A 25,706-nucleotide genomic window follows, 5' to 3' on the forward strand; every position below is an offset into this window, starting at 1 on the left:
CCCCGGGCCACCCGAAAGGACACCCAGTGACCGCCCTCACCGAGCTGATCCCCGCCGACGAGATGGCCGCCGCCATCAACGCCGGCCACATCAGCCGCAAGCAGCACCCCACCCTGCCGCTGTCGATCTACACCTACACCCGCACCGCGCAGTACTCCCGCGTCTGGACCAACGCCACCATCCGCTGCCGCGGCCTCATCGCCGACGACAAGACCGGCGAGGTCATCGCCTGGCCCTTCCCGAAGTTCTTCAACGTCGGCGAGCACGGCCACGGCTTCGACTACGCCCCGCCGCTCCCGGCCGACGAGCCGTTCGAGGTGTACGACAAGGTCGACGGCTCCCTCGGGATCGTCTTCCACTACGCCGGCCGCTGGCACGTCGCCTCCAAGGGGTCGTTCACCAGCGAGCAAGCCCAGTGGGCGCAGGCGTGGCTCGACGACCGTGACACCGGCGCGCTCTGGCCGGACACCACCTACCTCGCCGAGATCATCTACCCGGGCAACCGGATCGTCGTCGACTACGGCGACCGCAAAGACCTCGTCCTCCTCGGTGCCTTCGACAAGGATGGAACCGAGATCCCGCTCCGCACCGCGTCCGTGGAGTGGCTGGAGATCGGCAACGTCGTCCGCTCCTGGCCTGCGATGCCGCTCCCCGACCTGCTGAAGCTCACCGAGGCCAACGCCCGCCCCGACGGCCAGCCGACGGGCGGCATGCACGCCGAGGGCTACGTCATCCGCTACGCCAACGGCACCCGGGCCAAGGCCAAGCTCGCCGAGTACGTCCGCCTCCACAAGATCCTCACCGGGATCAACGAGCGGGACATCTGGCGGATGCTCGGCATGCAGAAGTACGCCGACCAGTCGCCCAAGCTCGTCGCCAAGGCCCTCGGCTGCACCCCCGCGGAAGTGACCGCGCTGGCCGACGCCGACCGCGGTCCGCTCGACGCGCTGCTGGAGACCGTGCCCGACGAGTTCGACACCTGGGTCCGCTCCGTCGTCGCCCGACTGGAGCAGGACGCGGCCAGCCTCGCCGAGCAGGCCCGCGCCGAGTACGACCTCATCTCCCACCTCGCCGCCGACCGCGGCGCCTTCGCCCGCGCGGCGCAAGGCATCGCCCACCAGGGCGTTCGGGCCTGCATGTTCCTGACGCTCGACGGCCGGCCGCACGACCTCCACCTGTGGCGGGCGATCAGGCCCGAGGCCACCGCCCCCTACGTCGCCGACGACGACACCTGACCCGAACGCACGACGAAGCCCCGCACCACACGGTGCGGGGCCCGGAGAAGACCAGGGAGGAGAGGCCAGTGTCAGGACTCGGACGGCTTAACGAGAACCCGTTGCTCACCCAGCGCTTCGCAAGCGCGCTCGTAGAAGTCGAACGGCACGATCACGGCCGCCTCCTTCTGTCGGTTCACGAGGATCGTCGTCTCGCCGGCGTAGCGGGCGCGCGAGATCACCTCGCCGAGGACGTTGCGCGCCTCAGCGATCTTCGCCCGGTGTTCCTTGCGGGTGGTCGCCATGTCGACAGCGTAGCGGATTCGCCGCGTGACACAACAGCGCGAAGTCGCTTTCTTAGCTATGATAGCTACGTCGGGAGCCGTTCGAGACCGCCCTGAAGGGGGCGCTATTCGCCATGCCCTGACCAGTACAGACGAGAGAAGACCTTCGTGGGAATCCGCCTGATAGTCGAGGTGCTCACCGCAGCGCCCGAAGCCCTCACGCACCGGGAGAAGCTCCTCCTCGTCGTGCTGGCCGAGGACGCCAACGACGACACCCGCATCACGTGGAACAGCGTGGAACGGCCTGAAGTCCTGCGCGGCGCAAAGCTCAGCCGCTCGCAGCTCTACGCCGTTATCAAGTCGCTGATCGCCAAGGGCGTGCTCACGAAGCTGGCGGCCGGCCAGAAGAACGGCACCGCCAAGTACAAGATCCCGGAGTTCCCCGACGCTCAGTGTCCCGGAATCCCTGACACTGAGCCCCCTTCTCAGCGTCCCGAGAACCGGGACACTGACCCTGCTCAGAGTCCCGAAACTCCTGACACTGACCCGAACGGTCAGAGTCCCGAAAACGCGGACACTGAACCGCTTCAGTGTCAGGAAATCCGGGACGTCAGTGTCCCGGAATCCGGGACCCCTACCCCTCTATTCCCCTCCTCAACTACCCCCTCAGCTAGCAAGCACGAGGAGCCCGCCCCCGAGGCTCTCGGCTACGGCATCCCAGAAGCCGCCCGCCCCCTCGTCGACGGACTCACCGCCGCAGGCGTCGTCGTCCGCTGGCCCTTCACCGGCAACGCCTGGTTCCCCGTCCTCGCCCTCATCGAGAAGTCCGGCGTGTCCGCCCTCGTCGACTACGCCGTCCGGGCCGCAGCCCGCACGAACGTCGACTCCGCCAAGTACTTCATGCGCGGCTGGAACGAACTCCCGCCCCTCCCGGCGCCCGGCACTCAACGGCCCCCGCTCCGTGCCGTGTCCGGCGGCTGGCAGCCCTACAAGCAGCCCGACCCGTCCGCCTACGCCAACGACCTCGGCTTCTAAGGACACCCCATGCCCGAACCCACCAGCCTCTCCGAGAACCGGCCCTCCATGCTCGCCCGCCTCATGGCCGGTATCGCCGAACACGCCCCCGACGTCACCGCGGGCCCCATCGACGACACCCCCAACCCCGAGGAGCCCGGCCACCCCGAATACCACCGTCGTCAGCGCGCCGAGTTCGCCCTCACCCGCTGGGCCGCGGCGGTCCCGTACCGCTACCAGGACGCCGAAGCCACCCACCCCGAGATCACCGCCTGGGCAGACCGTGCCGCCGACGACGTCCGCAAAGCCGGATTCCTCGTCCTCACCGGCACCATCGGCACCGGCAAAACCCACCAGGCCTACGGCGCACTCCGCCGCATCGCCGAAGCCGGACCCCGCCGCTTCGAAATGATCGCCACCACCGCCCCCGACCTCTACGGCCGGCTCCGCCCCGGCGGCAGCGACAAAGGCACCGAGCACGAGCTGAAGCGGCTCTGCCAGATCCCGCTGCTCCTCCTCGATGACCTCGGCACCGAGAAGCTCTCCGAGTGGACCGAGGAGGCCACCTACCGGCTGATCAACGACCGGTACAACCAGTGCCTCCCGCTGATCGTCACCACCAACTTCCCCGTCCGCGACCCCAACGGGGCACCGGACCTCGTCACGCGACTCGGTGACCGCCTCGCCTCCCGCCTCGCCCAGGCCGCGACCGTCGTCCACCTCGACGGGCCCGACCTCCGCCGCACCTTCCGGAGCGCCTGATGAACGCCGACGACCCGCGCATGGACCTCGTCGAATGCATCAACGCCCGCCTCGACTACGAGAACGGCAAGACCGGCATCGAGATCGCCGAGGAATGGACCACCGTCCAGATCACCGCACTCCTCACCGTCCGCGACACCCGCGCCCAACACCCCGGCACGTTCCCCGGCTTCGGAGAGGCCACCGCCGAGGAGACCGCCCGCCGCATCGTCGCCCGGCTCCTCGACGCCGGCTGGCGCCCGGCGGACACCGAATGCCTCGACGCCCCCAACGTCCCGGACCTCACCACGTGAGCCGCCGCCAGGCCGCCGCCCACCACACCCAGGAGACCACCGCATGACCAGCCAGCCCCTCGAAGCCCGCTGCGACGGATGCAAGCAGCAGCGGCCCCTCTTCCTCTACGAACCCGACCACGACTTCCACCTCACCGGCATCACCTGCGAGTGGTGCGCCCGCGACAAGCAGCCCCTGCTCTGCACCCGCTGCTGGAACGCCGAGAAGCAGCGCGAGGAGAACGACCCCGGCGACCCCGACGACAACGCCATGGCCGCGTTCTTCGTCCGCGCCTGCGAGAACAACAGCCGCATCCTCGCCCGGCAGGAGGCCGACAAGGCCGCCCTGGAAGGCATCGCCCGCGCGACCGAGCAGGCCGAGGGGAGCGCGCAATGACCGTGCAGCCCGCCCTCGACGGCACCATCCCCGAACCCGCACCCACCCGGCAGCGCGCCGACGACTACGAGACCTGGCTCGCCACCGTCTGGCCCGTCTTCACCACGGTCGCCGCCACCGGACGCACCTTCACCACCTACGAGATAGCGCAGGAGCACCAGCTCCCCGAGCCTCCGTCCCCTCAGTCGATGTGGGGCCGGCTGATGACGCTCCTCCAAGACCACGGCTACGTCCGCAAAGCCGGCTGGGCCAACAGCAGCCGACCCACCACCCACCACAGCGGCGTCCGCACGTGGAAAGGCACCCCCGCCGCACGACAAGGAAGGACCGCCTGATGCCGATCAAAAACCACGCCTGCGTCACCGTCGCCTGCGAGGTCTGCGGCTACGCCTACGACGAGGACGAGTACACCGCCCACTTCGCCGACCTCAACGAGGCCCGCAAGGCGCTGACTGGCACCGGCTGGACCATCACCTCCGACCGCAAGGTCTTCTGCGCCTCCGATGACGTCGACCACCAGGCCGCCCTCGACGCACTGATGCCGCCCGAGCCCATCGCTCAGGTCCCGGGCCAACTCGGCCTCGACGGCAGCGAGGAGCGCCGATGACCGCCAACCCCTCCGGCTGCCGCATCTGCGGCATCGACGAACGAGAGCACGCTCAGCGCTGGTCCAAGAGCGTCGGCTGGCACCAGTGGACCCAACCCACCCAGGCCCAGATCCTGCGCCGCATGCAGGACCGGCGCACCGCGAGGAGGCCCCGATGACCGCCCGCCCGCTCGGTGCCCCGCGCCCCGCCAGCCTCCGCACCACAGCAGCCGCGCACCCCGCCCGCGCCGTTCGCTGCCCTCACTGCCACGCACACCCCGGACAGCCCTGCACCACCCGCACCGGACACCGGTTGCCCGCCCCGCACCCCGCCCGACTCTCCGCCCACGCGCAAGCCGTCGCCTGCTGCCCCACCTGCCAAGTCGAACCCGGCACCCCCTGCCACGACGCAGGCCGGCCCCGCCCCACCGTCCACCACCGCCGCTACCAAGAAGCCGAGGACACTCAGCGATGAGCAGCACCGAGCCCAACATCCAGGCCACCCGCTACACCGTGAACTGTCTCCCCGAGGACGGCATCGACAGCCACGTCTTCGAGATCACCGTCGAGTACCGCGGCAACGAGCGGTGGGCCGTGAAGCGGCACTCGCAGTGCCTCGCCGCCGACGGCACCTGGGACTACGAGATGCGGCCGTCCGAGCGTGAGGACGAGTGGCTGGAAGCGCACCGGTTCGACCTCGACACCGCGCTGAAGCTGGCGAAGGAGGCCGCGCCCAAGGTCACCGTCAACGGGTTCACCGTCGCCGACGCGCTCCGCATGGCGCAGCAGCGGAAGGAGGCGCAGCAGTGAGCACGCCCGTCCGCATCCAGCGCCGCCGCACCAAGGGCTGGACCCTCGCCGGAGCAGCCCACCCGCTCCGCGGCGGCATGATCGTCGACCGGAGCAGCCGCTACGGCAACCCCTGCAAGGTCGGCCTCATGCAGGAGATGGGTTACGAAGACCCCCACGCTGCGGCCGCCGCGAACTACCGCACCTGGCTTGCCGGGAACCGCTCCGACGCCCCCACCGACGAAGGTGACCAGCGCCGCGAGCGCATCCTCGCCAGCCTCCACGAACTCCGCGGCAAAGACCTCGCCTGCCCCTGCCCTCTGGACCGGGCCTGCCACGCCGACTACCTGCTGCGCCTCGCCAACATGCCCGCCGTCGACCTCGCCATCTGGGTCAGCCAGGTCCGGGCCCGCGTCGACCGGCAGCGCGTCCGCGACGGCGAACAGCCCATGTACGCCGCCGAGGAGGCCTGCTCGTGAACGCAATGCCGCCCGCCGCGGTCGCTGTTATCGCTGCCGCCCTCGACGACTACCGCCTCACCACCCCCGACCACCAGCAGACCCCGCGGGGCGCAGCCGAACGGGCTGCCGAGTACCTGCTGTCGAGCGGCTGGGGCCTGTACGTGCCCGGCAGCCAGCAGACCCAGCGGCGGGCCCGCTGCCCGCACTGCACCGTCCGCCACCTCATCACCGCCGCCGGCCGCATCCGTCGCCACGGACCCCACGGCCACCCCTGCCCCGGGTCCGGCACGCCGGCCAACGAGGCGAAGACGGCCGCCTGACCGGTGGTCCCGAAACCTCCGCCGCAACCGCGGCCCGAACCCAGGAGAAACCCGATGAGCGAGTACATCGAACCGGAAGACCGTGCGGTCGCCTGGGCCGCGATGGCGGCAGGCCTCGCCAACGACGGCCGCACCCCCGCGCAGATCGCCGCCGCCCTCTGCGTCGACGAGTCCACCGTTGTGCGACTGCTGACCGCATCGGGGCGTGTCACATGACCAAGCTCCGCACCTTCAGCTTCGGCGGCGGCTGGCAGTCCATGGCCGCTCTCGTCCTTGCGTCACGCGGCGACCTGGACTACCGCACATTCCTCATGGCCAACGTCGGCGACGACAGCGAGAACCCGGACACGGTCACCTACTTCCACGACCACGCCAAGCCGTTCGCCGACCGGCACGGCCTCGACCTTCACCTGCTGGACCGCGTGAAGAAGGACGGCACCGTCGAAACGATCCGCGGGCGGATCATGAACAGCAACGGTAGTCGGCAGACCATCCCCGTCTACCTGTCCAACGGCAAGCCCGGGTCTCGGGTTTGCACGAAAGAGTTCAAGATCGACGTCACGGGGGCGTGGCTCAAGGCGCACGGCGCGACGCCAGAGAACAAGGCCACCGTCGGCATGGGCATCACCGTCGACGAGATCGAACGCGCCAACCCGGCCAAGGCCATGCCCTACGAGGAGATCGACTACCCGCTCCTGTGGATGGGAATACGCCGCGCCGACTGCCCGCGCATCGTCCGGTCCGCAGGTCTGCCGATGCCGCCCAAGTCGTCGTGCGACTTCTGCCCGATCCGGAAGGTCCACGAGTGGCAGACCATGCAGGAGCAGGAGCCGGAGCGTTTCGCCCGGGCCTGCGAGATCGAGGACACGATCAACCGGCATCTGGCTGCGAAGGGCAAGCCGCCTGTCTTCGTGACGCCCTACGGCCGGCCGCTCCGTGACCTGTTCAAGCACGGTAGGCAGCTTCCGCTCATCGTCGAGGACGCCAACGCCTGCTCCAACGGCTGGTGCATGACGTGACCCCGCAAGCCGGCCCGGGGCGCGCCTATCGCCCCGGGCCTGGCCCTGATCATCCCACCCCTGACCCGCTGGAGACCCGATGACCAACCAGACCACCGCTCCCGAGCCGCGCGAGCCCGACAACCCGGCCGCGTGGGCGCTGGCCCAGCACATCGCTGATCACCCGATGAGCACCGTGCAGGCCGCGTTCCGGTACCTCAACGCGCCGCTCACGGTCGAGCTGCACGAGCAGCCCGCCTCGGCTGTACCGCTGCCGCCCGCCGACCAGACCCCGCTCCGCGAGCGCTACGCCACCGCCATCCACGATGCAATGGAGGCCGACCTCTCCCTCGTGGACCAGGAGCCCGCCTACCAGGCTCTGATCGCCCGCGCCGCCGAGGCCGCCGTGGCGCTGGCCGATGCCGAACGGACCGCCGCGCCTGTCTGCATCTGCGGGCACCCCGAGGAGCGGCACTTCGAGGACGTCTGCCAGACCTGCGGGTGTGGCGACTACCTGGAGCCCCGGGATGCGGCGGAGGTGATCGACCGGTGGAGGCAGGCGGCTCTGAAGGCGCCCGTCGACCGGGCCGCCGTCCTCCGCGAAGCCGCCGACATCGCCGAGGAGCAGCGCCAGTTCGAGCCCGCCTTCGGAGCCCGGAAGTCCGCGCAGGTCTCCGAGAACGTCGGCATCCTCCGCGTCGCCGAGGAGCTGCGCCGTATGGCCGACGAGACGACAGCCACCGAGACGCCCGCGCCGCATCGCCCCGTCTCCCTCGCCACGCCCTGCACGGTCTGCGGGCACCCGTACAACTGGCACACCCGACGCCACGGCCAGTGCGAGTTCGCCCCTGCTGGGCAATCTGGCTGTGGCTGTACCGGGTTCGTGCCCGGGGAGCGGCCCGAACCGATGGACCCGAGCCGCATCCTCGGCGTTGCCCCGGACTTCACCGCCGCGACGCAAACCGCCGCACTCAGCCCCACCGAGCGCACGATGCTCGGCTACGCCCTCGACCAGGCGCAGGAACGGATCTGGTCGGAGGACGGGTTCACCGACGAGGACCAGGCCGCCCTCGACTCGCTGCGCCGCCTGGCCGCCGAGGAGCCCGCCGCCGGGGTGCGGCAGGACGGGGCGCAGTGACCGACCTCGCCGCGTTCCTGGTTCTGGTGGCCGCGCTGACCGCGTGGATGTGCGGCCACCAGGGCGCCGCCTACTGGCCCCACCGCACGGGCCAGACACCCGCCTCCTGGCCTCAACCCCCGTCCCATGACTCTCGCGACGCCACACCCTGCGCTAGGCCCGCACACGGGCGCACAGCGCCTCCGCTGTGGGCGCGCAGCCAACCACACACCTACGAGGAGCAGACGTGACCCCCGCCGACGAACTCCGCACCGCCGCCGCCAAGATCCGCGCCCTCGCCACCGCCGCCAGCACCGACAGCGACGGCGCCCCGACCGCCAACTGGCACCACCAAGAACGAGGCCACGGCCGCGGCCACCTCTACGGCGACCACCTCACCCGCGACGACGGCCGCCGCATCTCCTGGCCGCACCTCCTGCGCGGAGGATCATCCCAGCGGCCCACATACATGCACGTCCAGCACGCCGCCTACGCCGCCGCGATGGGCCCTGCCCTCGGCCTCGCCCTCGCCGAATGGCTGGACCAGGCCGCGCGCTACTACGACGCGGGCGTCCAAGCCGCCGGCGACGTTTTCCGAGACGACCCCGCCGGACGTGACGCCTTCCTCACCACTGGCCCCGGCGCACCCTCCGAGCACGCCCTCGCCGTCGCCCGGCAGATCAACGGGAGCGCCCCGTGATCGCCCGCCTGCCCGGCCTCATCCTCCCCACCCTCACCCTCACCGCCCTCCTCACGCTCGCCATCTGGGCCAGCGTCCACACCATCCGCAACCGGAGGAAGCCGTGACCTTCGCCTACACCGACCCCGACGGCCACCACCTCGACATCGAGGCCGACACGGGCCTCGACGGCCAGCCCGTCATCACCGCGTGGACCCGCGGCGCCTTCGCCCGAGTCCCCGTCCGTATCCCCCTCGACCGGATCGAGGAGCTGGTCGCCGGCATCCGCGACACCGCCCGCCAAGCAGCAGCGAGCGCCCGCCCGACGCGCGTCCCCTGCACCACCACGGTCCTCCGCCAACAGCCGCACCCGCCGCACGACTGGGAGCCCCAGCCCGGCATGACACCCGTCCACTGCCCGGGAGGCACTCCGTGACCTACCTCCTCATCGCCCTCCTCGCGGTCGCCGCCGGCTTCACCATCGGCCACCGCACCGCCCGCGTCCGCGTGATCGTCATCGGCGCCACCGCGCAGCAGGACCAGGCCGCCATCGCCACCGCCGAAGTCGAACGGTTCTGGCAGGTCGTAGACGGCCTCGACCTCGACCTCCCCGACACCGACGACCCCAGGAGCAGCACCACATGACCATCCGGCACACCGTCGACACCCTCACCAGCGACGCACTCGACGCCCTCTACGACCGGGTCGAGCGGGCAGAGGACACCCTGTTCCGCGCCCGGGAGGCGGCCCGCTGGATACGCCGCAACTACCCCGGGCTCCGACTGGCCAACGAAACGCTCACCGCCGCCCTCGACGGGAAGCAGCCCGCGCCCGCCCCGGCAGCGACCCAAACGACCGACGACCGCAGGCTCACCTTCGACCACCGCCTCAGCAAGGAAGAGGTGGAGGAGATCCGAGCCCGGTGGCTGGAGCGGCACGGTACGCCCGGCACCTGCAACCACGAGCCGTTCGAGGAGCAGCAGTGACCGAGTCCGACGCGCGGCCCGTCCGGAAGATCACCCACCTCGTCCCCGCCTGCGACACCGGCCGCCACGTCATCCACCCCATGGAAACCTGCGACGAGTACGAGGCGTACAGCGAGGCCATGCGCAAGCTCTACACCGATGCCCTCACCACAGCGTTCAGCCAGTACGTCACCCCGATGTCCGAGGTGCCCGCCGCACTCCGAGGCCCGAACTGGAAGGAGCCGTCGTGATCCGTGACCCCGACGCCCTCCGCGCAGCCCGCGAGATCGCCCCCGGCGACGGCCCGAAGCGCCCCGGACGCGCCGCCGGCTTCTGAGCATGCGCCGCGGCAGCGCCCGCCTTCTGTCTAAGCGGTTGCTGCCGCGGTGCTGTAGCCGGCTTGTCAGACCTCGTGGACGTGGGCGCCGCTGTCGGTGAGGGTGCCGTCGTGCTGTTCGTAGTGGGAGAGGGCGAGGCCGAGGCCGAAGAAGGTGGGCGCCCATTCGCCGATGAAGAGGCCCCAGCGGTCGGCGCGGTCGATGTTGACGCCGGGTTCTGCTTTGAGGCTGGTGGCCCAGGCGGCGACGGTGAGTCCGATGGAGGCGAAGGCGGCCAGGTAGGCGTGTTCGCTCTTGACGCCCTTGTCGTGCATCGTCTTGACGATCATTGGGTGGCTCCGTTCCTGTGGGGGATCCACGGGACGGAGTGCCCCCGGCATGTGCCCGTATTCACCCGTTCTGTGGTGTTACGTGAACGGTGGCCTCCGGGTGCGCACCGGGAGCTCGGTGCACTCCTCTTCTCCGCAGGCCACCCGGCGGCTATGCATCGAGGTAGCCCAGGCAGGTCAGGCGGCAGATCGGTCACATAGATCAGTTTGCGCCAAAAATCGAACACGGTTTCTACTGGGGATATGGCCAGGCACAAGACGGAGTACCTCACCGACACCCAGGAGCGCATCCTCGGCGTCATCCGCCTGGCCATCACCGACCGAGGCGACGCCCCCACCGTCGCCGAGATCGCCACCACCGTGGGCCTGCGCCCGTCGTCGGTGCACTACCAGCTGGGCGAACTGTAGGCGAAGGGCGCGATCGTTCGCGAGCCGCACCAGCCGCGCGGAATCCGGCTCGCATGATGACTTGCATGACGACCCGCATGAGGCTCGCATGACCGCCGGCCGCTACCGGGTGACCGTCACCACCGACGGCCGGCCGCTGCTTCACGGCTGGTGGGAGAGCGAGTCGGTGGCGCGCCATAAGTTCGTCTCCTGGGTGGGCGAGCACGGCAGCCGACCGGGCGCCCGCGTCACCCTGGTGGACGAGGAGACCGGCAGCCTGTTGACGGCCTGGCCAGACCCCGCGTGATCGTCTGCCACGCTGTGGTCATGACCGTCCGCCCCTACCCGTCCCGTGACCGTGCGCTACGCCAGATCATGCGCCGCCACCACAACGAACTCCCTCCCGTGCCCGGGCCCCGCGCACCCCAGGCCCCGGCCGGCGCCTACGTCCTGTCAACCCGCCGGGCCCCCGCTTGACGTCGTCGGCATCATGAGAATGCCGGGCCGCCGCACCGCTGCTGCCGACGACCCGGCGTGCTGCACACGAGAGCCCCCGTCGTCCAGGTCGACGGGGGCTCTCAGCACGTTCCGGGGGCTACGCGCGCGCTACGGCGAGGCAGTCCGGGCACCAGCGTTCGCCCGGCTTGTTCAGGTTCAGCGGCACGTCCTGCTTCGGCCACGGCATCACGATGCCCTCCGAGTCGGAGCAGGCGATCGGCTGGAACTCCTCGACGACACGACCGACCGGCTTGTGCCAGATCAGCATCTCGGTCCGGCCGCCGTCTCCTCGGAGACGCTCGGGCGTAGCGAACATGGTTACCCCTCCTCGGGCTCTGCCTTCTTGCGGGGCTTCGTCCCCCACGCACTGCCGTGGCCGCGCTCGATGTTCTGAACGGCACCGAGGCTGATCCCCAGCCTGTCGGCGATCTTCCGGTACGAGACCTCCTGGGCGCGCAGCAAGAGCACCGCCTCCCGCTGCATGTCGCGCAGCTTCGGCGCCCGGTCCTTGTAGTCCTTCAGGACTTGGCTGATCGCCACGGCGCGCTCAACAGGGTCGTCGATCGCCTCGACGTGCTTGAGAGCGTCGATCACTTGTCGCGCCTCCTCGGTGATGTCGTCAGCCATTCCCGTCCTCTCTGGGCGGGCCACTTGCCTCAGTGTATGCCATGGCATACATTGGGAGCCAGGGGCCGCCCACGGTCTCTACGCACCAACAAGAAACGCCCCGGCGGAAGTTCGCACCTCCCGTCGGGGCCAGCCATCCACCTGCCCTAACAGGAGAGATGACCGTGACCGATCGTAACGGGCAACAACCACAGCAGCCCACCCCCACGACCGCGCCGCAAGCGAACCCGATCCTCGCCCAACCGGCCACCCCCGCCACCTGCCAGCAGGACTACGCGCAAGCCGCCGACGTCCGCGCCCGCCTCGGCTGGAAGGACGGCGACCACTAATGGGCTTCCTCGACAAGGTGTTCGGCAACGACCAACAACGCGCCGCCACCCGGTACGCCGGCCGCGAGTCCGCCAGCGACCGAGCCGCCCGCCAACGCCGCCAAGGCCACCGCCGCTCCACCACCAAGACGGCCCGCGAAGGCCAAGCGTGGGAAGACCGCGACCGGCAGCAGGACCGCAAGGGCGGCTGGTACCGCTCCGGCCGCTGACCCCTCGACCGCCGCGCCCCCGCGTACAACCCCCAGCGCGGGGGCGCGGCACCCCGCAGGAGCAGCCCATGCAACACCACTTCCGCACCCCGCTCGCCCGCTACGGGTTCACCGTCTGCGCCGTCGCCGCACTGCTGACGGCACAGCCCGGCCCCTTCCTCGTCTCCACCGCGCTCGCCGCCTACGCGTGGCGCAACCGCCGACCCTGACCCACGCTCCCGGAGCAGCCACCGTGAAGACCTCGCCCGCCACCGGCCGCCGCCTCTCCCAGCCCATCCGGCTCGCCTGGGCTCTCGTCCTCAGCATGCTCCTCGCGGCAGCCGCCTGGTCCCTGTCCGGACAGCTCATGAGCTGGGGCATGAAGGACTGGCTCGCCTGGCCCCTGTCGGTAATGTTCGACGCCGCGGGCCTCATCTGCGCCACCTACGCCCGCCGCGCCGTCGAACGTGGCACCCCGGCCGGCCTCGCCCGCCTCGCTCTCGCCGTGTTCGTCGCCGTCGCTGGCGTCCTCAACTGGAACCACGGCCACGACATCGGCGGCATGCCCGCGGCGGCCGGCTTCGCTTCTCTCTCTGTCGGCGTCGAGTTGCTGTTCGAACTCCACCGCCGCGACATCCGCGACGAGCAGCGCGCCGCCCGCGGCCTCATCGCCGAGCGGCTCCCGCACATCCCGTTCCTCGGCTGGATCATGTACCCGGGCCGCTCCTGGACGACGCTCCGTGAAGCCGTCGGTGTCCGCCTCGACCTCCTCGACCCCATCCAGACCGGACACCAGCTCACCCCGCCGGACACGGACACTCGCCCGGACACCCGCCGTGACGGCACTGTCCGCTCCGCTGTCCGCGCGGCAGCGGACACCTTCCCCGACGCGTCCGCCGAGGAGATCGTCGACCACCTGTCCGCCGCTGGTATCGACACGGACACGGACACCGTCCGCGCTGTCCTCGACCAGGACACGGACAACCGTCCGGACAGCAAGGACAGCAGGTCAACGCGTCCGGCTGTCCGCCCCGTCCGTCCGATCGCCCCGCCCGGACAGACCGTCGCGGACACCGTCCGGACAGCCCTCGCGTCCGGCATCACGGACAAGGACGCTGTCCTGTCCTACGTCCGTCAGATCCACGGACAGAGCGTCCCCGCGGACACCGTCGCCCGGACACGCCGCCGCATCGAACGGAGCGCATCATGACCGGCACCCGTCCGGGCGCCGACGAGCAGCGGGTGCGCGCCATCCTCCGCACCCGCGGCGTCGGCCCCGACGCCATCCCACCCAAGCCCACCGGCCGCCCCCGGGACTGGCTCGACGACATCCTCGACAGCCCCGCCCCGAAGCCCGCCGTCCCGACTGCGCCGCCGCACCCCGCCGTCCAGCCCGAGGCGAAGCAGCCGACGGCCAAGCCGGCCGCCTCGAAGGCGAAGGCCAAGCGGAAGAAGAAGCCCAGCAGGGACAAGGCGCAGCACGCCCCGCTCACCTGGGAGACCAGCCCCCGCCAGTCCCTCGCCGACGCGTTCGACCGCATCCCGCCTCGCATCAAGTGGCTGGCCTACCACGCCTCCGCCGCCTACCTCGGTTGGACCGTCGGCCTCGTCGACTGGGTCTCCTACGTCACCGCCTGGATCGCCGACACCGGCCTCATCGGTGCGCAGGCCAGCCTCTGGTACGCCGCCGCTGGCGGCACCTTCCTCCTCCACCGCCGCACCCGACGCTGGTGGTTCCCGGTCGCCTGGCTTGCCGCAGTTCCCGCATCATCCGTCATCGTCGGCGTACTCCTGTACGCCCCGAACAAGTAGGGAGAACACGTCGTGAACAGCGTGTTCGGCAACCTCGGCCCCGGTGGCTTGGCGTTCGTTCTCACCGTGCTACTCCTCGTCGGCATCCCCGGCGGCGGCAAGCTGAAGCCCCTCGGCTGGTGGCCCACGCTGATCCTGTCGATGCTCGCCGGCAGCGCGTACAAGGCGGCGGGCGGCATCTTCCGGATCGTCCCGGACTTCGTCGGCAGCATGATCGCCACGGTCAACGGAGTCCTGCCCGGCGTCTCGATGCCTGCCCTGGCCCTCGGTACAGCGTCGTTCATCCTGTTCAAGAAGCTGAACACCAAGCAGGTCGGCGTTCTCGGGATCTTCTTCTGGTACATCGCCGCCGGAGCGGGCGGCACCTGGTCGTACCTGTCCGACTCCATCGCGAACCTCGGAACGAACCTGTCATGACGTACTTCAGCCTGCGGAAACGCGCCGCAGAGGACGAGCCCGAGGCCGTCCAGGAGGACATCGACGAGATCGACATCGAGGGGGAGGTCGAGCCGGAAGAAGTCACCGAGCCAGAGCAGCCAGCCACCCGCGGCGGGGCGCTCTGGCAAGGAGTCTGCGGCCCGGGCGCGTGGCTCGCCGCACGGTTCGGTACTGGCACGGCATGGGCCGTGCACGTCGTCGCCGGATGGGCGTGCCTCTACTACGGCGCGTGGGCCGCAGCCGGGATCATCCTGGCGTGGCTGCTCGCCGTCGGCGCGTTCATCCCCCGCGAGCACCTCGAACAGGTGGCGAACTTGATCGAACGCCGCACCGAACCCGTCCCCCCGAAGCCGGCCGCAACCGTCGCCCCGGGGGACGAGCGGGAGACGGTTCAGCGCCTCCTCCTCGACCTGATCGGGGAGGCTCACGGGGTGCACCTGCGGACCGTCCTCGCCCACCTCCAGGAGCACGGCCAGTGGGGGGACAAGACGGTGGCTGATCTGAGGGTGCATCTGGAGGCCCTCCACATCCCCGTCCGCCCCAAGGTAAAGATCGGCGGAACACCCACCCGCGGGGTCCTCCGAGCCGACCTCACAGCCCCTTCCCCGGTCGAGGAGACGGCCCCGTCTCCCGCTCCGTCTCCTCCCGTCTGACCTGCATATCTACCACCCGTCTCCCCGCCGTCTCCTGCCCCTCTCCCCGGGTAGGAGACGCACTCATACCCCCGGAGGAACCCATGCCGTATGAGTACCGATGCCGCCAGTGCAGAGCCCGGTCCCCGACCCCCCACACCGCACGTGAGGAAGCCGACGACGAGCAGGAGCAGCACCGTGCGGACGCACACGGTGGACTCGCGCCGGCCGCCGGGGACGAGGTACACCGCGTGCATGCGGAAGCCCGCGGGGACGGCTGTCTACCCGCGGGCTCGTTCTGGGCGTTGTTGTTCTTCCTGGCCCTGTTCGTGTCGAACTGCTGGGGTCGATAACCCCGGTTGACAGTGCTGCGACACTGGTCGTGCACCTGGGTTTCGAGCGCCGAGTTGCACCCCGAGAAGCCCCCGCCACCCCCCCCGGCGGGGGTTTCGTCTACCCCTCGACCGGCTCGCGTAGCGGTGTGGGGGTGGGGGCGGCGCGGGCGAGCCAGCGGCCGTCGGACAACATGGTCGGCATCATGATCGGCATCATGCCGACGTCGACCAGCCGTGCGAGTCCCTCGGCGCACTCGTCCTGCGTGTCGGCCTGCACTCCGTACCTGATGGGCATGGACGCCAGTGTGCCGCCCCCCACCGACAGACGGCACCCGTTCGCCCGGAATCGGGTCACAGATCAGTGACGTGACCTTCACGCCGCCTTCACGCGCGCGCATCATGCACCCCAATAGCCCGACCTCTTGGGGGACCCGTGAACCAGCCACCGAACTACCCGCCACCACCCGGCTGGACGCCGCCACCCCCACCGCCGGCCCGGCCGCGCTGGGGACGGTTCGCCGCCTGGACCGCCGGGGTCGCAGTCGCCGCGTTCGCCATCGGTGGCGGACTCGCCGTCCTCACCGACGACGACGGGGATGAGCCGATCGCCAACCCGACCGCGTGCAAGGCGGCCCTGTCGGAGGGCGCGCGGGAGGCCATGGTCGCAGGCGACGACGCCACGCCCGCGACCGCTCTGCCGGCGCCCTGCGTGGGCCTGGATGAGGCGACGCTGCAACGCCTCACGGGAGAGGCGATGGCCGAGTATCTGGACAGTCCGGAGGCAGGCGCGGCGTTCGAGGATGCGATGCGGGAGGCGTTGGAGTCCGCGTTTCCCTCGACCGGGCCGTAGCCGCGCGCGAGTAGGCCCCGCACCGGATTCCGGGCGGGGCATTCGTCATGCCGTGGCGGGTGTGCGCCAGCAGGTGTCCGTGCAGGACTTCCCGTCATGCGGATAGCCCTGCTGATCCAAGTCGTCGAACTCCGCCGTCCGCATCGCAGCGAGGCACCACTCGCCCTTCGGCGTCAGCCACGCCCCGTGCAGGCTCGACCCGTGCTCGATCAGCTCGGCGCGCTCCATTGCACCGAGAACGATGTGGTGCGCGCCAGGGACGTTGCCTGTCAGGGACTCGGCGACCTTCCAGCGGGTGTCCTCGTAGAGAGGCATGAGACCGAGGAGATCTCGCACGAGGTCGTAGGCGGATTCGGGGTTGCCGCAGCCGCAGAGACCGAGGCCCTGAGCGTTGTCGTAAAAGATCACATAGAGGTGAGAGAGGACATCATCACGGCTCACGTCGTGGGCTCCTCGTCGGTCTTGGGTGGCTGGTCGGCGAGTGGGCAGTCGTCCTTATGCCACGTCTGCAACGTCGTCCCGTCCGCCCGGCCGATGATGATCCGCCGGTCGTGCTCGCCGGGGAACGCCAGGCAGGCCGGGCAGAGTTCCTCACGATGCCGGCCGTCGTCGGTCACGTCGTGGGCTCCTCGCCCGGGCCCTGTAGATCTGGGTGGAGATCGAACGCCAACTGTTCCCTCAGTTTGTCCAGAGCGGTCGCCGCACTCTCGGCGCTGACTGCAAGTGTCCGTTGTCCGTCCCCGTCCGGGGCCTGCCACGTCGACTCCGCAGAGCACAGCTCCCACGACGTCTGACCGCATGCCGGGCCGAACGGGTGTCGGGCGGCGTACACGCTTTCCGCCTGCACCAGTTCCATGTGCGGGTCGCAGGCGAACGACAGCTGGCGGGTGCCGTCGGCGTCGGGCCCGAAGTCGAGGTGCCATGCGGCGGGGGTGTAGCAGCGGGTGCCGTTGACGTGTACGGCGCAGCGGCCGTTGCGCGCGTCCGGGTCAGGGCGGAAGTCGGGGAAGGTCATCGGCTGGGCTCCTCGTCCGGGCGCGCCGGGCCCTGGTTCATGCTGGCGATGGCCTCTGGCGGGTAGCGGTCCTCCGCGCCGGGCGGGAGCTGGATCGAGGCGGGCGACAGCAGACCGCCCCTGCCCACCTTGGGGTCGATCAGGTCGATGACGTCGCCCACCCCCACGATGTACGGATCATCCCCGGTCGACACGCCCTCCTCCTTCACGAACGCCCGCTGCTCCTCCGCCAACTCGTGCGCATGGGTAGCCAGCACTTCCTCCGTGAACCGTTCGGCGCGCGCCTTCGACATGCCAGCGGTACGAGCCAGATCCACCAGCTCCTCTCTCGGGTTCACGTGGCCGCCTCCTTCTTTGGCCGGCCGCCCTTGCGTGCGCGGCGTTCGGCCAGCTCTTGCTCTGCGGCGACCAGTTCGGCGCGCTCCTGGTCGTTGCCGTGTTCGCGGATGAAGTCGCGGACGTGGTCGACGAGGTCGGTACTGCGGTCGACCCCCTTGCGGGCGGCGGCGGTTCCGTAGGCGTCCCACATGCGGCGGGGGATGCGGAAGCGGGTGGCGAAGGTGTGGTCCTTGTCGTCTGGGGCCATGGGCTCATGTTCCCACACGGATTGGTCAACGCAACCCCTTGTGTGGGTACACGGTTAGCGTTACTGTGTACCCACAAGGAACGAACCGAGGGGGATCACATGAACGCCGCAGCCACCACCCACCACACCAACTGCCTCCGCTGCGGCCGCACCCTCCGCTCCACCAAGAGCCAGGCCGCCGGCTACGGCCCCACCTGCGCCCGCCACATCCGCCGCGCCGCCACCGACCTCACCGGCTACAAGCCCCACCAGATCAACTCCGCCCGCGAACTCATCGAAGACGGCGCCATCGTCCCCCTCCGCAGCGTCGTCTTCATCGCCGTCTCCACCGACGGCACCGAGACCTACCGCACCGCCCCCACCGCCTGCACCTGCAAGGCCGGCCTCAAGGGAACCCGCTGCTACCACCAGCTCGCCGCCCGCATGCTCCTCGCTGCCTGAGAGGAAACCCAGATGCCCCAGACAACCCCCCGCTACAAGGTCGGCGAACTGGTCATCTACGCCGGCTCCCACTGGCGCCGCCACGGCGCCATGTACGTCACCGCCGTCGACACCACCTGCAACCCGCCCCGCTACGACCTCGAAGACCGAACCTGGGGCGGCCACCTGCACCGGGTCCGCGAAACCTCCCTCCACGACTGACCACTACGAAGGGAACACCCGTGTACCGCGCAGGAGACCTCATCACCATCACCGCCGGCGCCCTCCAAGGGCGGACCGTCGAGATCACCGCCGTGCGCATGTACGCCACCGACAACGGCTACTACGGCAAGGACGTCGCCGGTCTCCTCCCGCCCAGCCACGTCACCTTGGCCAGGGAACGGGCTGGCGGCAACCCGTGCGGAACCGACTGCACGACTGAACGCATCGGCACGGTTCATACCTGCGACCACTGCTGCGGGATGTGCTACTGCGAGGCCAAGCGCACCGTAGCGGCTCGCCGTTTTTGACCTCCGCCATACGCTCAACCCAACGCCACCGAAAGGAACCCGCCATGGCTCGCTTCGTCTACTCAGAGACCGTGGACCAAGCCGCCCGCGTCCTGTTCGCCAGGCACAAGGTGTCGGTCAGTGATCAGTACGGGAAGTGCACGGCTCCGGGCTACGTCGTGGACGAGAGCCGCGACGGAGTAGTTCGGGTCTCACATCGGATGCCCGAGCCGGACCTGCTGGACGAGGGGCGGATGAGCGACGACGCCATGGCCGCTGAGCGGCACGCGATGGTCGAGGCCTACGCCAAAACGCTCGAAGCCGCCGGGTGGACCATCGACCGTCGAGGACCTCGCTCCCGCAAGCCGTACCTGCTGGCCCGCCACCCTTGACCCGAGCACGTCGAAGGCCCGGCTCAACCCCACGCCCTGGGGGAGCCGGGCCTTCGTCCTGCGCGCCACCCGCAAGGGCCGCCACCCCGGTTGCACGCATCGTTACCATCAAAGCACGCCAACCAGTAACACCACCACCAGCGAGAGGGGGCAACGGTGGCCAACGACGAGCAACCCGAGCCCGGCGAACACGAGTACCTCGACCGCCCCCGCAACGGAAACGGCAAATACGTCCGCAGCATGGACAACGTCCGCCGCGACGCCGCCGCCGCCGAATACTGGGCCGAACACCGCTGCTCCTACCAGGAGATCGCCGACCGCTTCGGCTACTACGACCGCTCCCAAGCCTGGCGCGGCATCCAAGCCGCCAAACGCGACGTCGCCCTCCCCGCCGTGACGAAGATGCGGCAGTCCGAAGCGGAGGAACTCGACACCCTGTACGTCCTCGCCATGGAGATCATCGAACGCAACCACGTCGTCGTCTCCCACGGCCGCGTCGTCTGCGGCGACGACGGCAAACCCCTCCAAGACGACGGGCCCCGACTCCAGGCGATCCAGACAGCGCTCAAAATCCGAGACCAGTACCAGGCGCTGCACGGGCTGAAGCAGCCGGCGAAGGTCGAGCACTCCGGCGGGGTGAAGTTCGAGATCGTGGGCGTCGACCCACAGGATCTCGTGTGACCGCGACCGTCGTCCGGTACGAGCCGCGCGGTGGCGCCAAGACCCTCCTCGCCGCACGCGATCAGGAGATCTGCATCGCCGGCCCCGCGGGTACCGGCAAGAGCCTGGCCATGCTGCAGAAGGCGTTCTTCACGTCGCTGATGGTCCCGAACTGCCGCTCCCTGATCGTCCGCCAGACCCACGCCTCCCTCACCGGCTCGACGCTGGTGACGTTCGAGCAGCAGGTCGCCACGGCCGCACTCGCCGAGGGCGTCGTGAAGTGGTTCGGCGGGTCGCCCCGGAAGCCAGCCGCGTACCAGTTCGCGAACGGGTCGGAGATCCTCGTCGGTGGACTGGACCGGCCGGAGAAGTTCCTGTCGACGGAGTTCTCCCGGATCTACATCGACGAGGCCACGCAGATCAGCCTCAAGGCCCTGGAGACCCTGATCACCCGGCTGCGAGGCAACGCGGACACGTACCGGCAGATCATCCTCGCGTGCAACCCCGACCACCCGAAGCACTGGATCAAGCAGCGGTGTGACGACGGCACCATGCGGATGCTGAACAGCCTGCACCGCGACAACCCCCTCTACGTCAACACCGACGGCACCCTGACCGAGCGCGGCGTCGACTACATGGCCAAGCTCGACGCCCTCACCGGCGTCCGACGGCTCCGCTTCCGCGACGGCATCTGGGCTGCCGCTGAGGGCCTCGTCTACGAGGGCTGGCAGGACGCCGTCCACGTCATCGACCCCTTCGAGGTTCCCGAGACGTGGACCCGCTGGGTCACGGTGGACTTCGGGTTCACGAACCCGTTCGTGGCGCAGCTCTGGGTCGAAGACCCCGACGGCCGCCTGTACCTGGTCCGCGAGTGGGTACGCACCCGGATGCTCGTCGAGGACCACGCCGAGGTCATCCGCGACCGGCTCCTGAAAGACCAGCCGCGACCGCGCGCCATCATCACCGACCACGACGCCGAAGACCGCGCCACCCTCGAACGCAAGCTCGGCATGGGCACACAGGCCGCGCACAAGACCGTCTCCGACGGCATCCAGGCCTTCGGCGCCCGACTGAAGGAGCAAGGCGACGGCCGGCCCCGCCTGTTCGTGTTCCGGGACGCACTCCTCGAACGCGACCGGGAGATGGACGCCGCCGCAGCGCCGATCGGTCTGGCCGAGGAGATCCTCGGCTACGTGTGGGCAGTGAAGCCCGGCAACGCGGGCGGGCTGAAGGAGGAGCCGGTGAAGCTCAACGACCACTCGGCGGACGCCGCTCGGTACATGGTCGCGGCCCGTGATCTGGGTGGTCGGCCGCGGGTGCGTTGGCTGTGAGATTGTCTTGAACCTACAGGCCGCCACCGAGGGAACGAGGATGCCGTGAGCAAGGCGAAGTGGCAGATCAGGGAGCTTGTGCGCAGGTGGACGCAGGCTGTGAATAGAAGTATGCCGATCCTGCTTGACATGACTGGGATCATTCTGTTGTCGGGTGCCGCCATGTTGCTGCACCTGGCAGCAGGCGTAGCAGCGCTGGGTGTCGGCGTGCTCCTCCTGAACCGAGTGCACTTCGGCGACTGAGTAGCGAGGGAGGGCTGGTGGCCAAGACCCTCCTCGGCGCGTTGACGAACGCGGCGCGCACGGCCACCGCCACCGTCCCGGTTCCCTTCACCTCGCGTGCAGCCCAGCACTCCGTGTTCGGGCAGCGCCGCGACGCTGAAGCCCAGATGCGCGCCATGTCCGTGGTGGGCACCTTGTTCGCGATCGTCGACCGCACCAGCAATGCGACCGCGCTCGTCGACTGGAAGCTCTACCGGAAGGCCAAGTCCGGCCGGGACGAAGACCGCGTCGAAGTCACCAACCACGCCGCCCTCACCCTGTGGAACAAGCCCAACCAGTTCATGCCGCGGCAGGAGTTCGTCGAGGCCCAGCAGCAGCACTACGACCTCACTGGCGAGGCATGGTGGGTCATCGCCCGACGGCCCGGCGTGAACATTCCGCTGGAGATGTGGCCCGTCCGCCCCGACCGGATGGCTCCCGTGCCGTCCACCGAGCACTTCCTCGCCGGCTACACGTACACGAGCCCGGACGGGGAGCAGATCCCCCTCGGCTTGGATGAGGTCATTCAGCTGCGTCGGCCGTGCCCGTGGGACCCGTACCGTGGCCTGTCGCCGGTGCTGTCGATCCTCCCGGACCTGGACACCAGCCGGTACGCCGCCGAGTGGAGTCGCGCGTTCTTCATCAACAGCGCGCAGCCCGGCGGAATCATCGAGGTCCCGAACGCCTTGTCGGACGACCAGTTCGACGAGCTGCGTGAGCGGTGGAACGAGCAGCACAAGGGCGTGGGCAACGCGCACAGGGTGGCGATCCTGGAGCACGGCAAGTGGGTCGACCGCACGATCAGCCAGCGAGACATGCAGTTCGTCGAGCTGCGCGGTGCGACCGCCGACCGCGTCCGTGAGGCATACGGCATCAGCAAGTCCGCCATCGGTGACTTCGAGGACATCAACCGGGCGAGCGCCCTGGCCGCCAAAGCGTGGTTCGCGGAGCAGCAAACCATTCCGCGCCTGGAGCGCATCAAGGCTGCCCTGAACCACGAACTCCTTCCCATGTTCGGCGCCACGGCGGCCGGCCTGGAGTTCGACTACTGCGACCCCGTCCCCCCGGATCCGGAGACGGAGGCGGCGACGCTGACCGCCCGGGCGGAGGCTGCGGCGGCGCTGCGCACGGCGGGTTGGGAGCCGGCCGGGATTCTCTCGGCGGTGGGTCTGCCGGAGATCCCGTACTCCGGTGCGCCTGCTGCGGCGCCGTCGGGCTGGGCTGACGCCACGGCCGCGCTCACCGGCAGTGAGTTCGAGGCGGCGCAGCGGTGGGTGGTGGTCGCGAAGGACGACGACGACACGTGCCAGCCGTGCCGGGACAACGACGGCAAGACGTACAAGAACCGTGCTCAGGCGTACCGGGACTATCCGGGCGGGTCGGGCTACATCCACTGCGAGGGCGCGAAGTTCGGCAACGATTGCCGCTGCCGCGTGGTGAAGCGGGGACGCAAGGGAGAGGGCTCATGACCATCACGCTGCCGGGGAAGGCGGCCTCCATCATGGCCAGCCAGCGCGAGCAGGCTGAGAAGCAGCGCGCCCGCCTCGGTGTCGAGGCCCGCTCCTGGTACCGCATCACGAATGCGGCGGACCCGGACGAGGCCGAGGTCATGATCTACGACGAGGTCGGAGGCTGGTGGGGCACCACCGCCGACGACCTGATCACCGAGCTGAAGGGCATCAGCTCGCCCCGGATGCGCGTCCGGATCAACTCCCCGGGCGGGTCGGTGTTCGAGGGCATCGCCATCGCCAACGCGTTGCGCGCGCACCCCGCGGCCGTGACCGTGCAGGTCGACGCCATCGCCGCCTCGATCGCCTCCGTCATCGCCATGGCCGGCGACCGGATCGAGATGGCCCCCAACTCGATGCTCATGATTCACGACGCGTCCGGGATGGCCTGGGGCAACGCACGCGAGATGGAGGAGATGGCCGAACTCCTCGACCTCATCTCCGACAACATCGCCGACGCCTACGCACAGCGTGCGGGCGGCACCCGCGAGCAGTGGCGGGAGCGGATGCGCGCCGAGACCTGGTACCTCCCCGAGGACGCCGTCGACAACGGCCTCGCCGACGAAGCCGTCACCGCGCCGAAGACCGGCGCCCCGACGGAACCGGTGACCGAGCCCGAGCCGGAGATGGCCCGCGCCTGGGACCTCGCCGCCTACGGCTATCAGGGTCCGCGCCAGGAGCAGCCGAAGGCCGAGGAGCCGCAGCCGCTGACGATCAACATTGGCGCAGCCATCGGCGAGGACTTCGTCGAGCAGCTCCGCGCGATCGTCCGCCAGGAGGTTGCGAACCGGAGCGAACCCCCGGTCGCCGAGCCGATCGCGGAGACCACGCCCGTCGAACCCGCCCCCGAGGAGCCGGCCACCGTGCCGGAGCCGGAGGAGCCCGCCGCCGAATCCGTAGACGAGTGGGCGGCCAGCGTGGCCGGACTGCTCCCCGACGACGACGCGGACGACTGGTCGGCGCTCGTCTCCAACCTCACCGACCACACGGCGTCGTCCAGCGCGGCGACGGAAGCAGCCTGAAGGAGGCACCTGTGGCACCCACCGCTACCACGCCGCGCAACGGCACCGAGCTGCGCGAGATGCTCAGCGACACCGCGGCCCGCAAGGAGATCCTCGCCAGCGAGGACACCCTCACCGAGTTCATCGAGTCCTACGCCAACCGTGCGCAGGGCGACGGCACCGACCTGGACAGGCTCGTCAAGGAGCAGGTCCAGGCCGGTTTCGCGAACTTCCTGCGCGAGCAGGGCGCCGAGGACATCAAGCGGCCTGACCTTCGTGCCGCGACCCCCGACCCCTACGCGCATGCGACGAAGACCGAGCGGTCCAAGGGCCTGTACAACAAGGCCGCGCTCGGCGCCAAGGTCGACAACCTGTTCGCGTCCTCCGGCGAGTACTTCCACGCCATCTGGCGTGGCAACGGCAACCGCGACACCGCCGAAGCCCAGGCCAAGCTGGCGCAGCTGAAGAACTTCAGCTCGGACGTGCCGGCCGACGGCGGGTTCCTCATCCCCGAGTCGCTGCGCTCGGAGATGCTGAAGGTCGCGCTGGAGCAGTCCGTCGTCCGGCCGCGCGCCCGCGTCATCCCCATGGAGACGCTCCGGGTGCCGTTCCCGGCGATCGACTCCACCAGCAACGTCTCCTCGGTGTACGGCGGCATCACCACGTACTGGACCGAGGAGGGCGGCAAGCTGCAGGGCAGCAAGCCGAAGTTCGGTCGGGTCGTCCTCGACGCGAAGAAGCTCACCGCGTACACGGAGATCCCGAACGAGCTGCTCACGGACTCCCTGATCAGCCTCACCAGCTTCGTGGACGAGGCGTTCCCCGAGGCCATCGCCTTCGCGGAGGACGCGGCGTTCCTCACCGCGGACGGGGTCGGCAAGCCGCTGGGTATCCTCAACGGCGCTGCCGCGATCAGCGTTGCGCGCACCACCGCAGGGAAGATCGATTTCCTCGACGTCATCAACATGTACGCGCGGATGCTGCCGCAGTCCATGCAGCGCGCGGTCTGGCTCGCCAGCCCGAACGCCTTCCCCCAGCTCGCCCAGCTCGCCATGACCCGCGGCACCGACGGCATCGCCTCCCCGGCGATGTGGATGTCCGGCGGGCAGGCCATCGACAACCCGCCGCTCACGCTGATGGGACGCCCGGTGATCTTCACCGAGAAGGTGCCTGCCCTTGGCAGCGCGGGCGACCTGTCCCTCGTCGACTTCGGGTTCTACCTCGTCGGTGACCGGCAGGCCATGCAGGCCAAGCAGAGCGACGACTTCAAGTTCGACACCGACGAGGTCGCCTTCCGCGTCATCGAGCGCGTCGACGGCCGCCCGTGGCTGCAGTCCGCCATCACCCCCGCCAACGGCGGCGACTCCCTGTCCCCGATCGTCAAGCTCGGCGCGGCCTGACA

At 69.8% G+C, this 25,706-nt stretch carries 48 protein-coding genes; 38 read left to right on the top strand and 10 right to left on the bottom strand.

The features are described from left to right. The first annotated feature begins 26 nt into the window (after positions 1-26). Complete coding sequence (locus ACFW48_RS17070; RefSeq protein ID WP_386315402.1) at positions 27-1,235, top strand: RNA ligase; 1,209 nt, start codon at positions 27-29, stop codon at positions 1,233-1,235. A gap of 71 nt (positions 1,236-1,306) precedes the next feature. Here ACFW48_RS17070 and ACFW48_RS17075 read toward each other — a convergent pair whose 3' ends face one another. Continuing rightward, positions 1,307-1,519, bottom strand: a complete 213-nt coding sequence (locus ACFW48_RS17075) for a type II toxin-antitoxin system prevent-host-death family antitoxin (protein WP_386315404.1) — start codon at positions 1,517-1,519, stop codon at positions 1,307-1,309. Between the two features lie 147 nt (positions 1,520-1,666). Between ACFW48_RS17075 and ACFW48_RS17080 the strand changes: the two genes are divergently transcribed. From ACFW48_RS17080 to ACFW48_RS17165, 18 genes are all read left to right on the top strand, one after another. Beyond that, positions 1,667-2,533 carry a hypothetical protein gene (locus ACFW48_RS17080; protein ID WP_386315406.1) on the top strand — a complete coding sequence of 289 codons (867 nt, stop codon included), beginning with the start codon at positions 1,667-1,669 and terminating at the stop codon, positions 2,531-2,533. Between the two features lie 9 nt (positions 2,534-2,542). Further along, positions 2,543-3,274, top strand: a complete 732-nt coding sequence (locus ACFW48_RS17085) for an ATP-binding protein (protein ID WP_386315408.1) — start codon at positions 2,543-2,545, stop codon at positions 3,272-3,274. Continuing rightward, positions 3,274-3,567 carry a hypothetical protein gene (locus ACFW48_RS17090; RefSeq protein WP_386315409.1) on the top strand — a complete coding sequence of 98 codons (294 nt, stop codon included), beginning with the start codon at positions 3,274-3,276 and terminating at the stop codon, positions 3,565-3,567. The genes ACFW48_RS17085 and ACFW48_RS17090 overlap by 1 nt, the downstream gene beginning before the upstream one ends. Positions 3,568-3,610: 43 nt before the next feature. Beyond that, positions 3,611-3,943 carry a hypothetical protein gene (locus ACFW48_RS17095; protein WP_386315411.1) on the top strand — a complete coding sequence of 111 codons (333 nt, stop codon included), beginning with the start codon at positions 3,611-3,613 and terminating at the stop codon, positions 3,941-3,943. Then, positions 3,940-4,278: a hypothetical protein gene (locus ACFW48_RS17100; RefSeq protein ID WP_386315413.1), complete on the top strand. Its 339-nt coding sequence runs from the start codon at positions 3,940-3,942 to the stop codon at positions 4,276-4,278. Before ACFW48_RS17095 ends, ACFW48_RS17100 begins: the two co-directional genes overlap by 4 nt. Continuing rightward, positions 4,278-4,550 carry a hypothetical protein gene (locus ACFW48_RS17105; RefSeq protein WP_386315415.1) on the top strand — a complete coding sequence of 91 codons (273 nt, stop codon included), beginning with the start codon at positions 4,278-4,280 and terminating at the stop codon, positions 4,548-4,550. The genes ACFW48_RS17100 and ACFW48_RS17105 overlap by 1 nt, the downstream gene beginning before the upstream one ends. Further along, the gene (locus ACFW48_RS17110) at positions 4,547-4,708 is read left to right on the top strand and encodes a hypothetical protein (RefSeq protein WP_386315417.1); all 162 of its coding nucleotides are present in this window, start codon (positions 4,547-4,549) and stop codon (positions 4,706-4,708) included. The genes ACFW48_RS17105 and ACFW48_RS17110 overlap by 4 nt, the downstream gene beginning before the upstream one ends. A 292-nt stretch (positions 4,709-5,000) precedes the next feature. Next, a complete protein-coding gene (locus ACFW48_RS17115; protein ID WP_386315419.1) occupies positions 5,001-5,339 on the top strand; it encodes a hypothetical protein in 339 nt (112 codons plus the stop codon). After that, a complete protein-coding gene (locus ACFW48_RS17120) occupies positions 5,336-5,797 on the top strand; it encodes a DUF4326 domain-containing protein (RefSeq protein WP_386315420.1) in 462 nt (153 codons plus the stop codon). The genes ACFW48_RS17115 and ACFW48_RS17120 overlap by 4 nt, the downstream gene beginning before the upstream one ends. After that, positions 5,794-6,099, top strand: coding sequence for a hypothetical protein (locus ACFW48_RS17125; protein ID WP_386315422.1), 306 nt, complete (start codon positions 5,794-5,796; stop codon positions 6,097-6,099). The genes ACFW48_RS17120 and ACFW48_RS17125 overlap by 4 nt, the downstream gene beginning before the upstream one ends. Positions 6,100-6,153: 54 nt before the next feature. After that, entirely contained in the window at positions 6,154-6,315 is a 162-nt protein-coding gene (locus ACFW48_RS17130; RefSeq protein ID WP_386315424.1) for a hypothetical protein, read from the top strand. Continuing rightward, complete coding sequence (locus ACFW48_RS17135) at positions 6,312-7,118, top strand: phosphoadenosine phosphosulfate reductase (RefSeq protein ID WP_386315426.1); 807 nt, start codon at positions 6,312-6,314, stop codon at positions 7,116-7,118. The genes ACFW48_RS17130 and ACFW48_RS17135 overlap by 4 nt, the downstream gene beginning before the upstream one ends. Before the next feature lie 79 nt (positions 7,119-7,197). After that, positions 7,198-8,235: a hypothetical protein gene (locus ACFW48_RS17140; RefSeq protein ID WP_386315428.1), complete on the top strand. Its 1,038-nt coding sequence runs from the start codon at positions 7,198-7,200 to the stop codon at positions 8,233-8,235. Between the two features lie 226 nt (positions 8,236-8,461). Further along, a complete protein-coding gene (locus ACFW48_RS17145; RefSeq protein WP_386315429.1) occupies positions 8,462-8,914 on the top strand; it encodes a hypothetical protein in 453 nt (150 codons plus the stop codon). A 103-nt stretch (positions 8,915-9,017) separates the two neighbouring features. Further along, complete coding sequence (locus tag ACFW48_RS17150) at positions 9,018-9,329, top strand: hypothetical protein (protein ID WP_386315431.1); 312 nt, start codon at positions 9,018-9,020, stop codon at positions 9,327-9,329. Then, positions 9,326-9,538, top strand: coding sequence for a hypothetical protein (locus tag ACFW48_RS17155; RefSeq protein WP_386315433.1), 213 nt, complete (start codon positions 9,326-9,328; stop codon positions 9,536-9,538). Before ACFW48_RS17150 ends, ACFW48_RS17155 begins: the two co-directional genes overlap by 4 nt. Further along, positions 9,535-9,879, top strand: a complete 345-nt coding sequence (locus ACFW48_RS17160) for a hypothetical protein (protein ID WP_386315435.1) — start codon at positions 9,535-9,537, stop codon at positions 9,877-9,879. Before ACFW48_RS17155 ends, ACFW48_RS17160 begins: the two co-directional genes overlap by 4 nt. Beyond that, the gene (locus ACFW48_RS17165) at positions 9,876-10,109 is read left to right on the top strand and encodes a hypothetical protein (protein ID WP_386315437.1); all 234 of its coding nucleotides are present in this window, start codon (positions 9,876-9,878) and stop codon (positions 10,107-10,109) included. Before ACFW48_RS17160 ends, ACFW48_RS17165 begins: the two co-directional genes overlap by 4 nt. Before the next feature lie 152 nt (positions 10,110-10,261). Here the strand turns inward: ACFW48_RS17165 and ACFW48_RS17170 are convergent, their stop codons facing one another. Beyond that, positions 10,262-10,525 carry a hypothetical protein gene (locus tag ACFW48_RS17170; protein WP_386315439.1) on the bottom strand — a complete coding sequence of 88 codons (264 nt, stop codon included), beginning with the start codon at positions 10,523-10,525 and terminating at the stop codon, positions 10,262-10,264. A 243-nt stretch (positions 10,526-10,768) separates the two neighbouring features. On the opposite strand from ACFW48_RS17170, the gene ACFW48_RS17175 reads away from it, so the two are divergent. Then, the gene (locus ACFW48_RS17175) at positions 10,769-10,933 is read left to right on the top strand and encodes a LexA family protein (protein ID WP_386315441.1); all 165 of its coding nucleotides are present in this window, start codon (positions 10,769-10,771) and stop codon (positions 10,931-10,933) included. Between the two features lie 88 nt (positions 10,934-11,021). Continuing rightward, positions 11,022-11,219 (top strand): hypothetical protein, encoded by a 198-nt coding sequence (locus tag ACFW48_RS17180; protein ID WP_386315443.1) that lies wholly within the window; start codon positions 11,022-11,024, stop codon positions 11,217-11,219. A 288-nt stretch (positions 11,220-11,507) separates the two neighbouring features. Here the strand turns inward: ACFW48_RS17180 and ACFW48_RS17185 are convergent, their stop codons facing one another. Both ACFW48_RS17185 and ACFW48_RS17190 read right to left on the bottom strand, forming a co-directional pair. Then, positions 11,508-11,726 (bottom strand): hypothetical protein, encoded by a 219-nt coding sequence (locus ACFW48_RS17185; RefSeq protein WP_386315445.1) that lies wholly within the window; start codon positions 11,724-11,726, stop codon positions 11,508-11,510. Positions 11,727-11,728: 2 nt separating this feature from the next. Further along, positions 11,729-12,037, bottom strand: a complete 309-nt coding sequence (locus tag ACFW48_RS17190; RefSeq protein ID WP_386315447.1) for a sigma factor-like helix-turn-helix DNA-binding protein — start codon at positions 12,035-12,037, stop codon at positions 11,729-11,731. 164 nt (positions 12,038-12,201) lie between these two features. Here ACFW48_RS17190 and ACFW48_RS17195 point away from each other — a divergent pair, with 164 nt between their 5' ends. The 7 genes from ACFW48_RS17195 (at position 12,202) to ACFW48_RS17225 (ending at position 15,457) form a co-directional block, all read left to right on the top strand. Then, entirely contained in the window at positions 12,202-12,366 is a 165-nt protein-coding gene (locus tag ACFW48_RS17195; RefSeq protein WP_386315449.1) for a hypothetical protein, read from the top strand. Then, positions 12,366-12,575 carry a hypothetical protein gene (locus ACFW48_RS17200; RefSeq protein ID WP_386315451.1) on the top strand — a complete coding sequence of 70 codons (210 nt, stop codon included), beginning with the start codon at positions 12,366-12,368 and terminating at the stop codon, positions 12,573-12,575. The genes ACFW48_RS17195 and ACFW48_RS17200 overlap by 1 nt, the downstream gene beginning before the upstream one ends. Before the next feature lie 68 nt (positions 12,576-12,643). After that, the gene (locus tag ACFW48_RS17205) at positions 12,644-12,784 is read left to right on the top strand and encodes a hypothetical protein (protein WP_386315453.1); all 141 of its coding nucleotides are present in this window, start codon (positions 12,644-12,646) and stop codon (positions 12,782-12,784) included. Positions 12,785-12,807: 23 nt separating this feature from the next. After that, positions 12,808-13,764, top strand: coding sequence for a DUF2637 domain-containing protein (locus tag ACFW48_RS17210; RefSeq protein ID WP_386315455.1), 957 nt, complete (start codon positions 12,808-12,810; stop codon positions 13,762-13,764). Next, complete coding sequence (locus ACFW48_RS17215; protein WP_386315457.1) at positions 13,761-14,366, top strand: hypothetical protein; 606 nt, start codon at positions 13,761-13,763, stop codon at positions 14,364-14,366. The genes ACFW48_RS17210 and ACFW48_RS17215 overlap by 4 nt, the downstream gene beginning before the upstream one ends. A gap of 12 nt (positions 14,367-14,378) precedes the next feature. Further along, a complete protein-coding gene (locus ACFW48_RS17220; RefSeq protein WP_386315459.1) occupies positions 14,379-14,783 on the top strand; it encodes a hypothetical protein in 405 nt (134 codons plus the stop codon). Continuing rightward, on the top strand, positions 14,780-15,457 hold the full coding sequence (locus ACFW48_RS17225; protein ID WP_386315461.1) for a hypothetical protein: 678 nt from the start codon (positions 14,780-14,782) through the stop codon (positions 15,455-15,457). The genes ACFW48_RS17220 and ACFW48_RS17225 overlap by 4 nt, the downstream gene beginning before the upstream one ends. Positions 15,458-15,889: 432 nt before the next feature. Here ACFW48_RS17225 and ACFW48_RS17230 read toward each other — a convergent pair whose 3' ends face one another. Continuing rightward, a complete protein-coding gene (locus ACFW48_RS17230; RefSeq protein WP_386315463.1) occupies positions 15,890-16,066 on the bottom strand; it encodes a hypothetical protein in 177 nt (58 codons plus the stop codon). A 138-nt stretch (positions 16,067-16,204) separates the two neighbouring features. Between ACFW48_RS17230 and ACFW48_RS17235 the strand changes: the two genes are divergently transcribed. Next, on the top strand, positions 16,205-16,621 hold the full coding sequence (locus ACFW48_RS17235; RefSeq protein WP_386315465.1) for a hypothetical protein: 417 nt from the start codon (positions 16,205-16,207) through the stop codon (positions 16,619-16,621). 45 nt (positions 16,622-16,666) lie between these two features. On the opposite strand, the gene ACFW48_RS17240 is transcribed toward ACFW48_RS17235, so the two are convergent. The 5 genes from ACFW48_RS17240 to ACFW48_RS17260 are packed head-to-tail and all read right to left on the bottom strand — an operon-like array spanning position 16,667 to position 18,222. Next, on the bottom strand, positions 16,667-17,062 hold the full coding sequence (locus ACFW48_RS17240; RefSeq protein WP_386315467.1) for a hypothetical protein: 396 nt from the start codon (positions 17,060-17,062) through the stop codon (positions 16,667-16,669). Beyond that, complete coding sequence (locus ACFW48_RS17245; RefSeq protein ID WP_386315469.1) at positions 17,059-17,238, bottom strand: hypothetical protein; 180 nt, start codon at positions 17,236-17,238, stop codon at positions 17,059-17,061. The genes ACFW48_RS17240 and ACFW48_RS17245 overlap by 4 nt, the downstream gene beginning before the upstream one ends. Further along, on the bottom strand, positions 17,235-17,636 hold the full coding sequence (locus ACFW48_RS17250; RefSeq protein ID WP_386315471.1) for a hypothetical protein: 402 nt from the start codon (positions 17,634-17,636) through the stop codon (positions 17,235-17,237). The genes ACFW48_RS17245 and ACFW48_RS17250 overlap by 4 nt, the downstream gene beginning before the upstream one ends. Beyond that, a complete protein-coding gene (locus tag ACFW48_RS17255) occupies positions 17,633-17,974 on the bottom strand; it encodes a hypothetical protein (protein WP_386315472.1) in 342 nt (113 codons plus the stop codon). Before ACFW48_RS17255 ends, ACFW48_RS17250 begins: the two co-directional genes overlap by 4 nt. Continuing rightward, the gene (locus tag ACFW48_RS17260; protein WP_386315474.1) at positions 17,971-18,222 is read right to left on the bottom strand and encodes a hypothetical protein; all 252 of its coding nucleotides are present in this window, start codon (positions 18,220-18,222) and stop codon (positions 17,971-17,973) included. Before ACFW48_RS17260 ends, ACFW48_RS17255 begins: the two co-directional genes overlap by 4 nt. A 99-nt stretch (positions 18,223-18,321) precedes the next feature. On the opposite strand from ACFW48_RS17260, the gene ACFW48_RS17265 reads away from it, so the two are divergent. The 9 genes from ACFW48_RS17265 to ACFW48_RS17305 all read left to right on the top strand — a co-directional run bounded on the left by ACFW48_RS17265 (position 18,322) and on the right by ACFW48_RS17305 (position 25,704). Beyond that, the gene (locus ACFW48_RS17265) at positions 18,322-18,663 is read left to right on the top strand and encodes a DUF6011 domain-containing protein (protein ID WP_386315476.1); all 342 of its coding nucleotides are present in this window, start codon (positions 18,322-18,324) and stop codon (positions 18,661-18,663) included. 12 nt (positions 18,664-18,675) lie between these two features. Beyond that, positions 18,676-18,864 (top strand): hypothetical protein, encoded by a 189-nt coding sequence (locus ACFW48_RS17270; protein WP_386315478.1) that lies wholly within the window; start codon positions 18,676-18,678, stop codon positions 18,862-18,864. Between the two features lie 20 nt (positions 18,865-18,884). Further along, entirely contained in the window at positions 18,885-19,172 is a 288-nt protein-coding gene (locus ACFW48_RS17275) for a hypothetical protein (protein WP_386315480.1), read from the top strand. 44 nt (positions 19,173-19,216) lie between these two features. Continuing rightward, on the top strand, positions 19,217-19,543 hold the full coding sequence (locus ACFW48_RS17280; RefSeq protein WP_386315482.1) for a hypothetical protein: 327 nt from the start codon (positions 19,217-19,219) through the stop codon (positions 19,541-19,543). A gap of 156 nt (positions 19,544-19,699) precedes the next feature. Further along, positions 19,700-20,224, top strand: a complete 525-nt coding sequence (locus ACFW48_RS17285; protein WP_386315484.1) for a hypothetical protein — start codon at positions 19,700-19,702, stop codon at positions 20,222-20,224. Next, entirely contained in the window at positions 20,221-21,534 is a 1,314-nt protein-coding gene (locus ACFW48_RS17290; RefSeq protein ID WP_386315486.1) for a phage terminase large subunit, read from the top strand. Before ACFW48_RS17285 ends, ACFW48_RS17290 begins: the two co-directional genes overlap by 4 nt. A 260-nt stretch (positions 21,535-21,794) precedes the next feature. Then, on the top strand, positions 21,795-23,264 hold the full coding sequence (locus tag ACFW48_RS17295; RefSeq protein WP_386315488.1) for a phage portal protein: 1,470 nt from the start codon (positions 21,795-21,797) through the stop codon (positions 23,262-23,264). Continuing rightward, positions 23,261-24,325: a head maturation protease, ClpP-related gene (locus ACFW48_RS17300; protein WP_386315490.1), complete on the top strand. Its 1,065-nt coding sequence runs from the start codon at positions 23,261-23,263 to the stop codon at positions 24,323-24,325. Before ACFW48_RS17295 ends, ACFW48_RS17300 begins: the two co-directional genes overlap by 4 nt. An 11-nt stretch (positions 24,326-24,336) precedes the next feature. Next, positions 24,337-25,704 (top strand): phage major capsid protein, encoded by a 1,368-nt coding sequence (locus ACFW48_RS17305; protein ID WP_386315492.1) that lies wholly within the window; start codon positions 24,337-24,339, stop codon positions 25,702-25,704. Positions 25,705-25,706: the final 2 nt, after the last annotated feature.

It is taken from the genome of Streptomyces sp. NPDC058812 (assembly GCF_042744565.1).
GTDB lineage: Bacteria > Actinomycetota > Actinomycetes > Streptomycetales > Streptomycetaceae > Streptomyces > Streptomyces thinghirensis.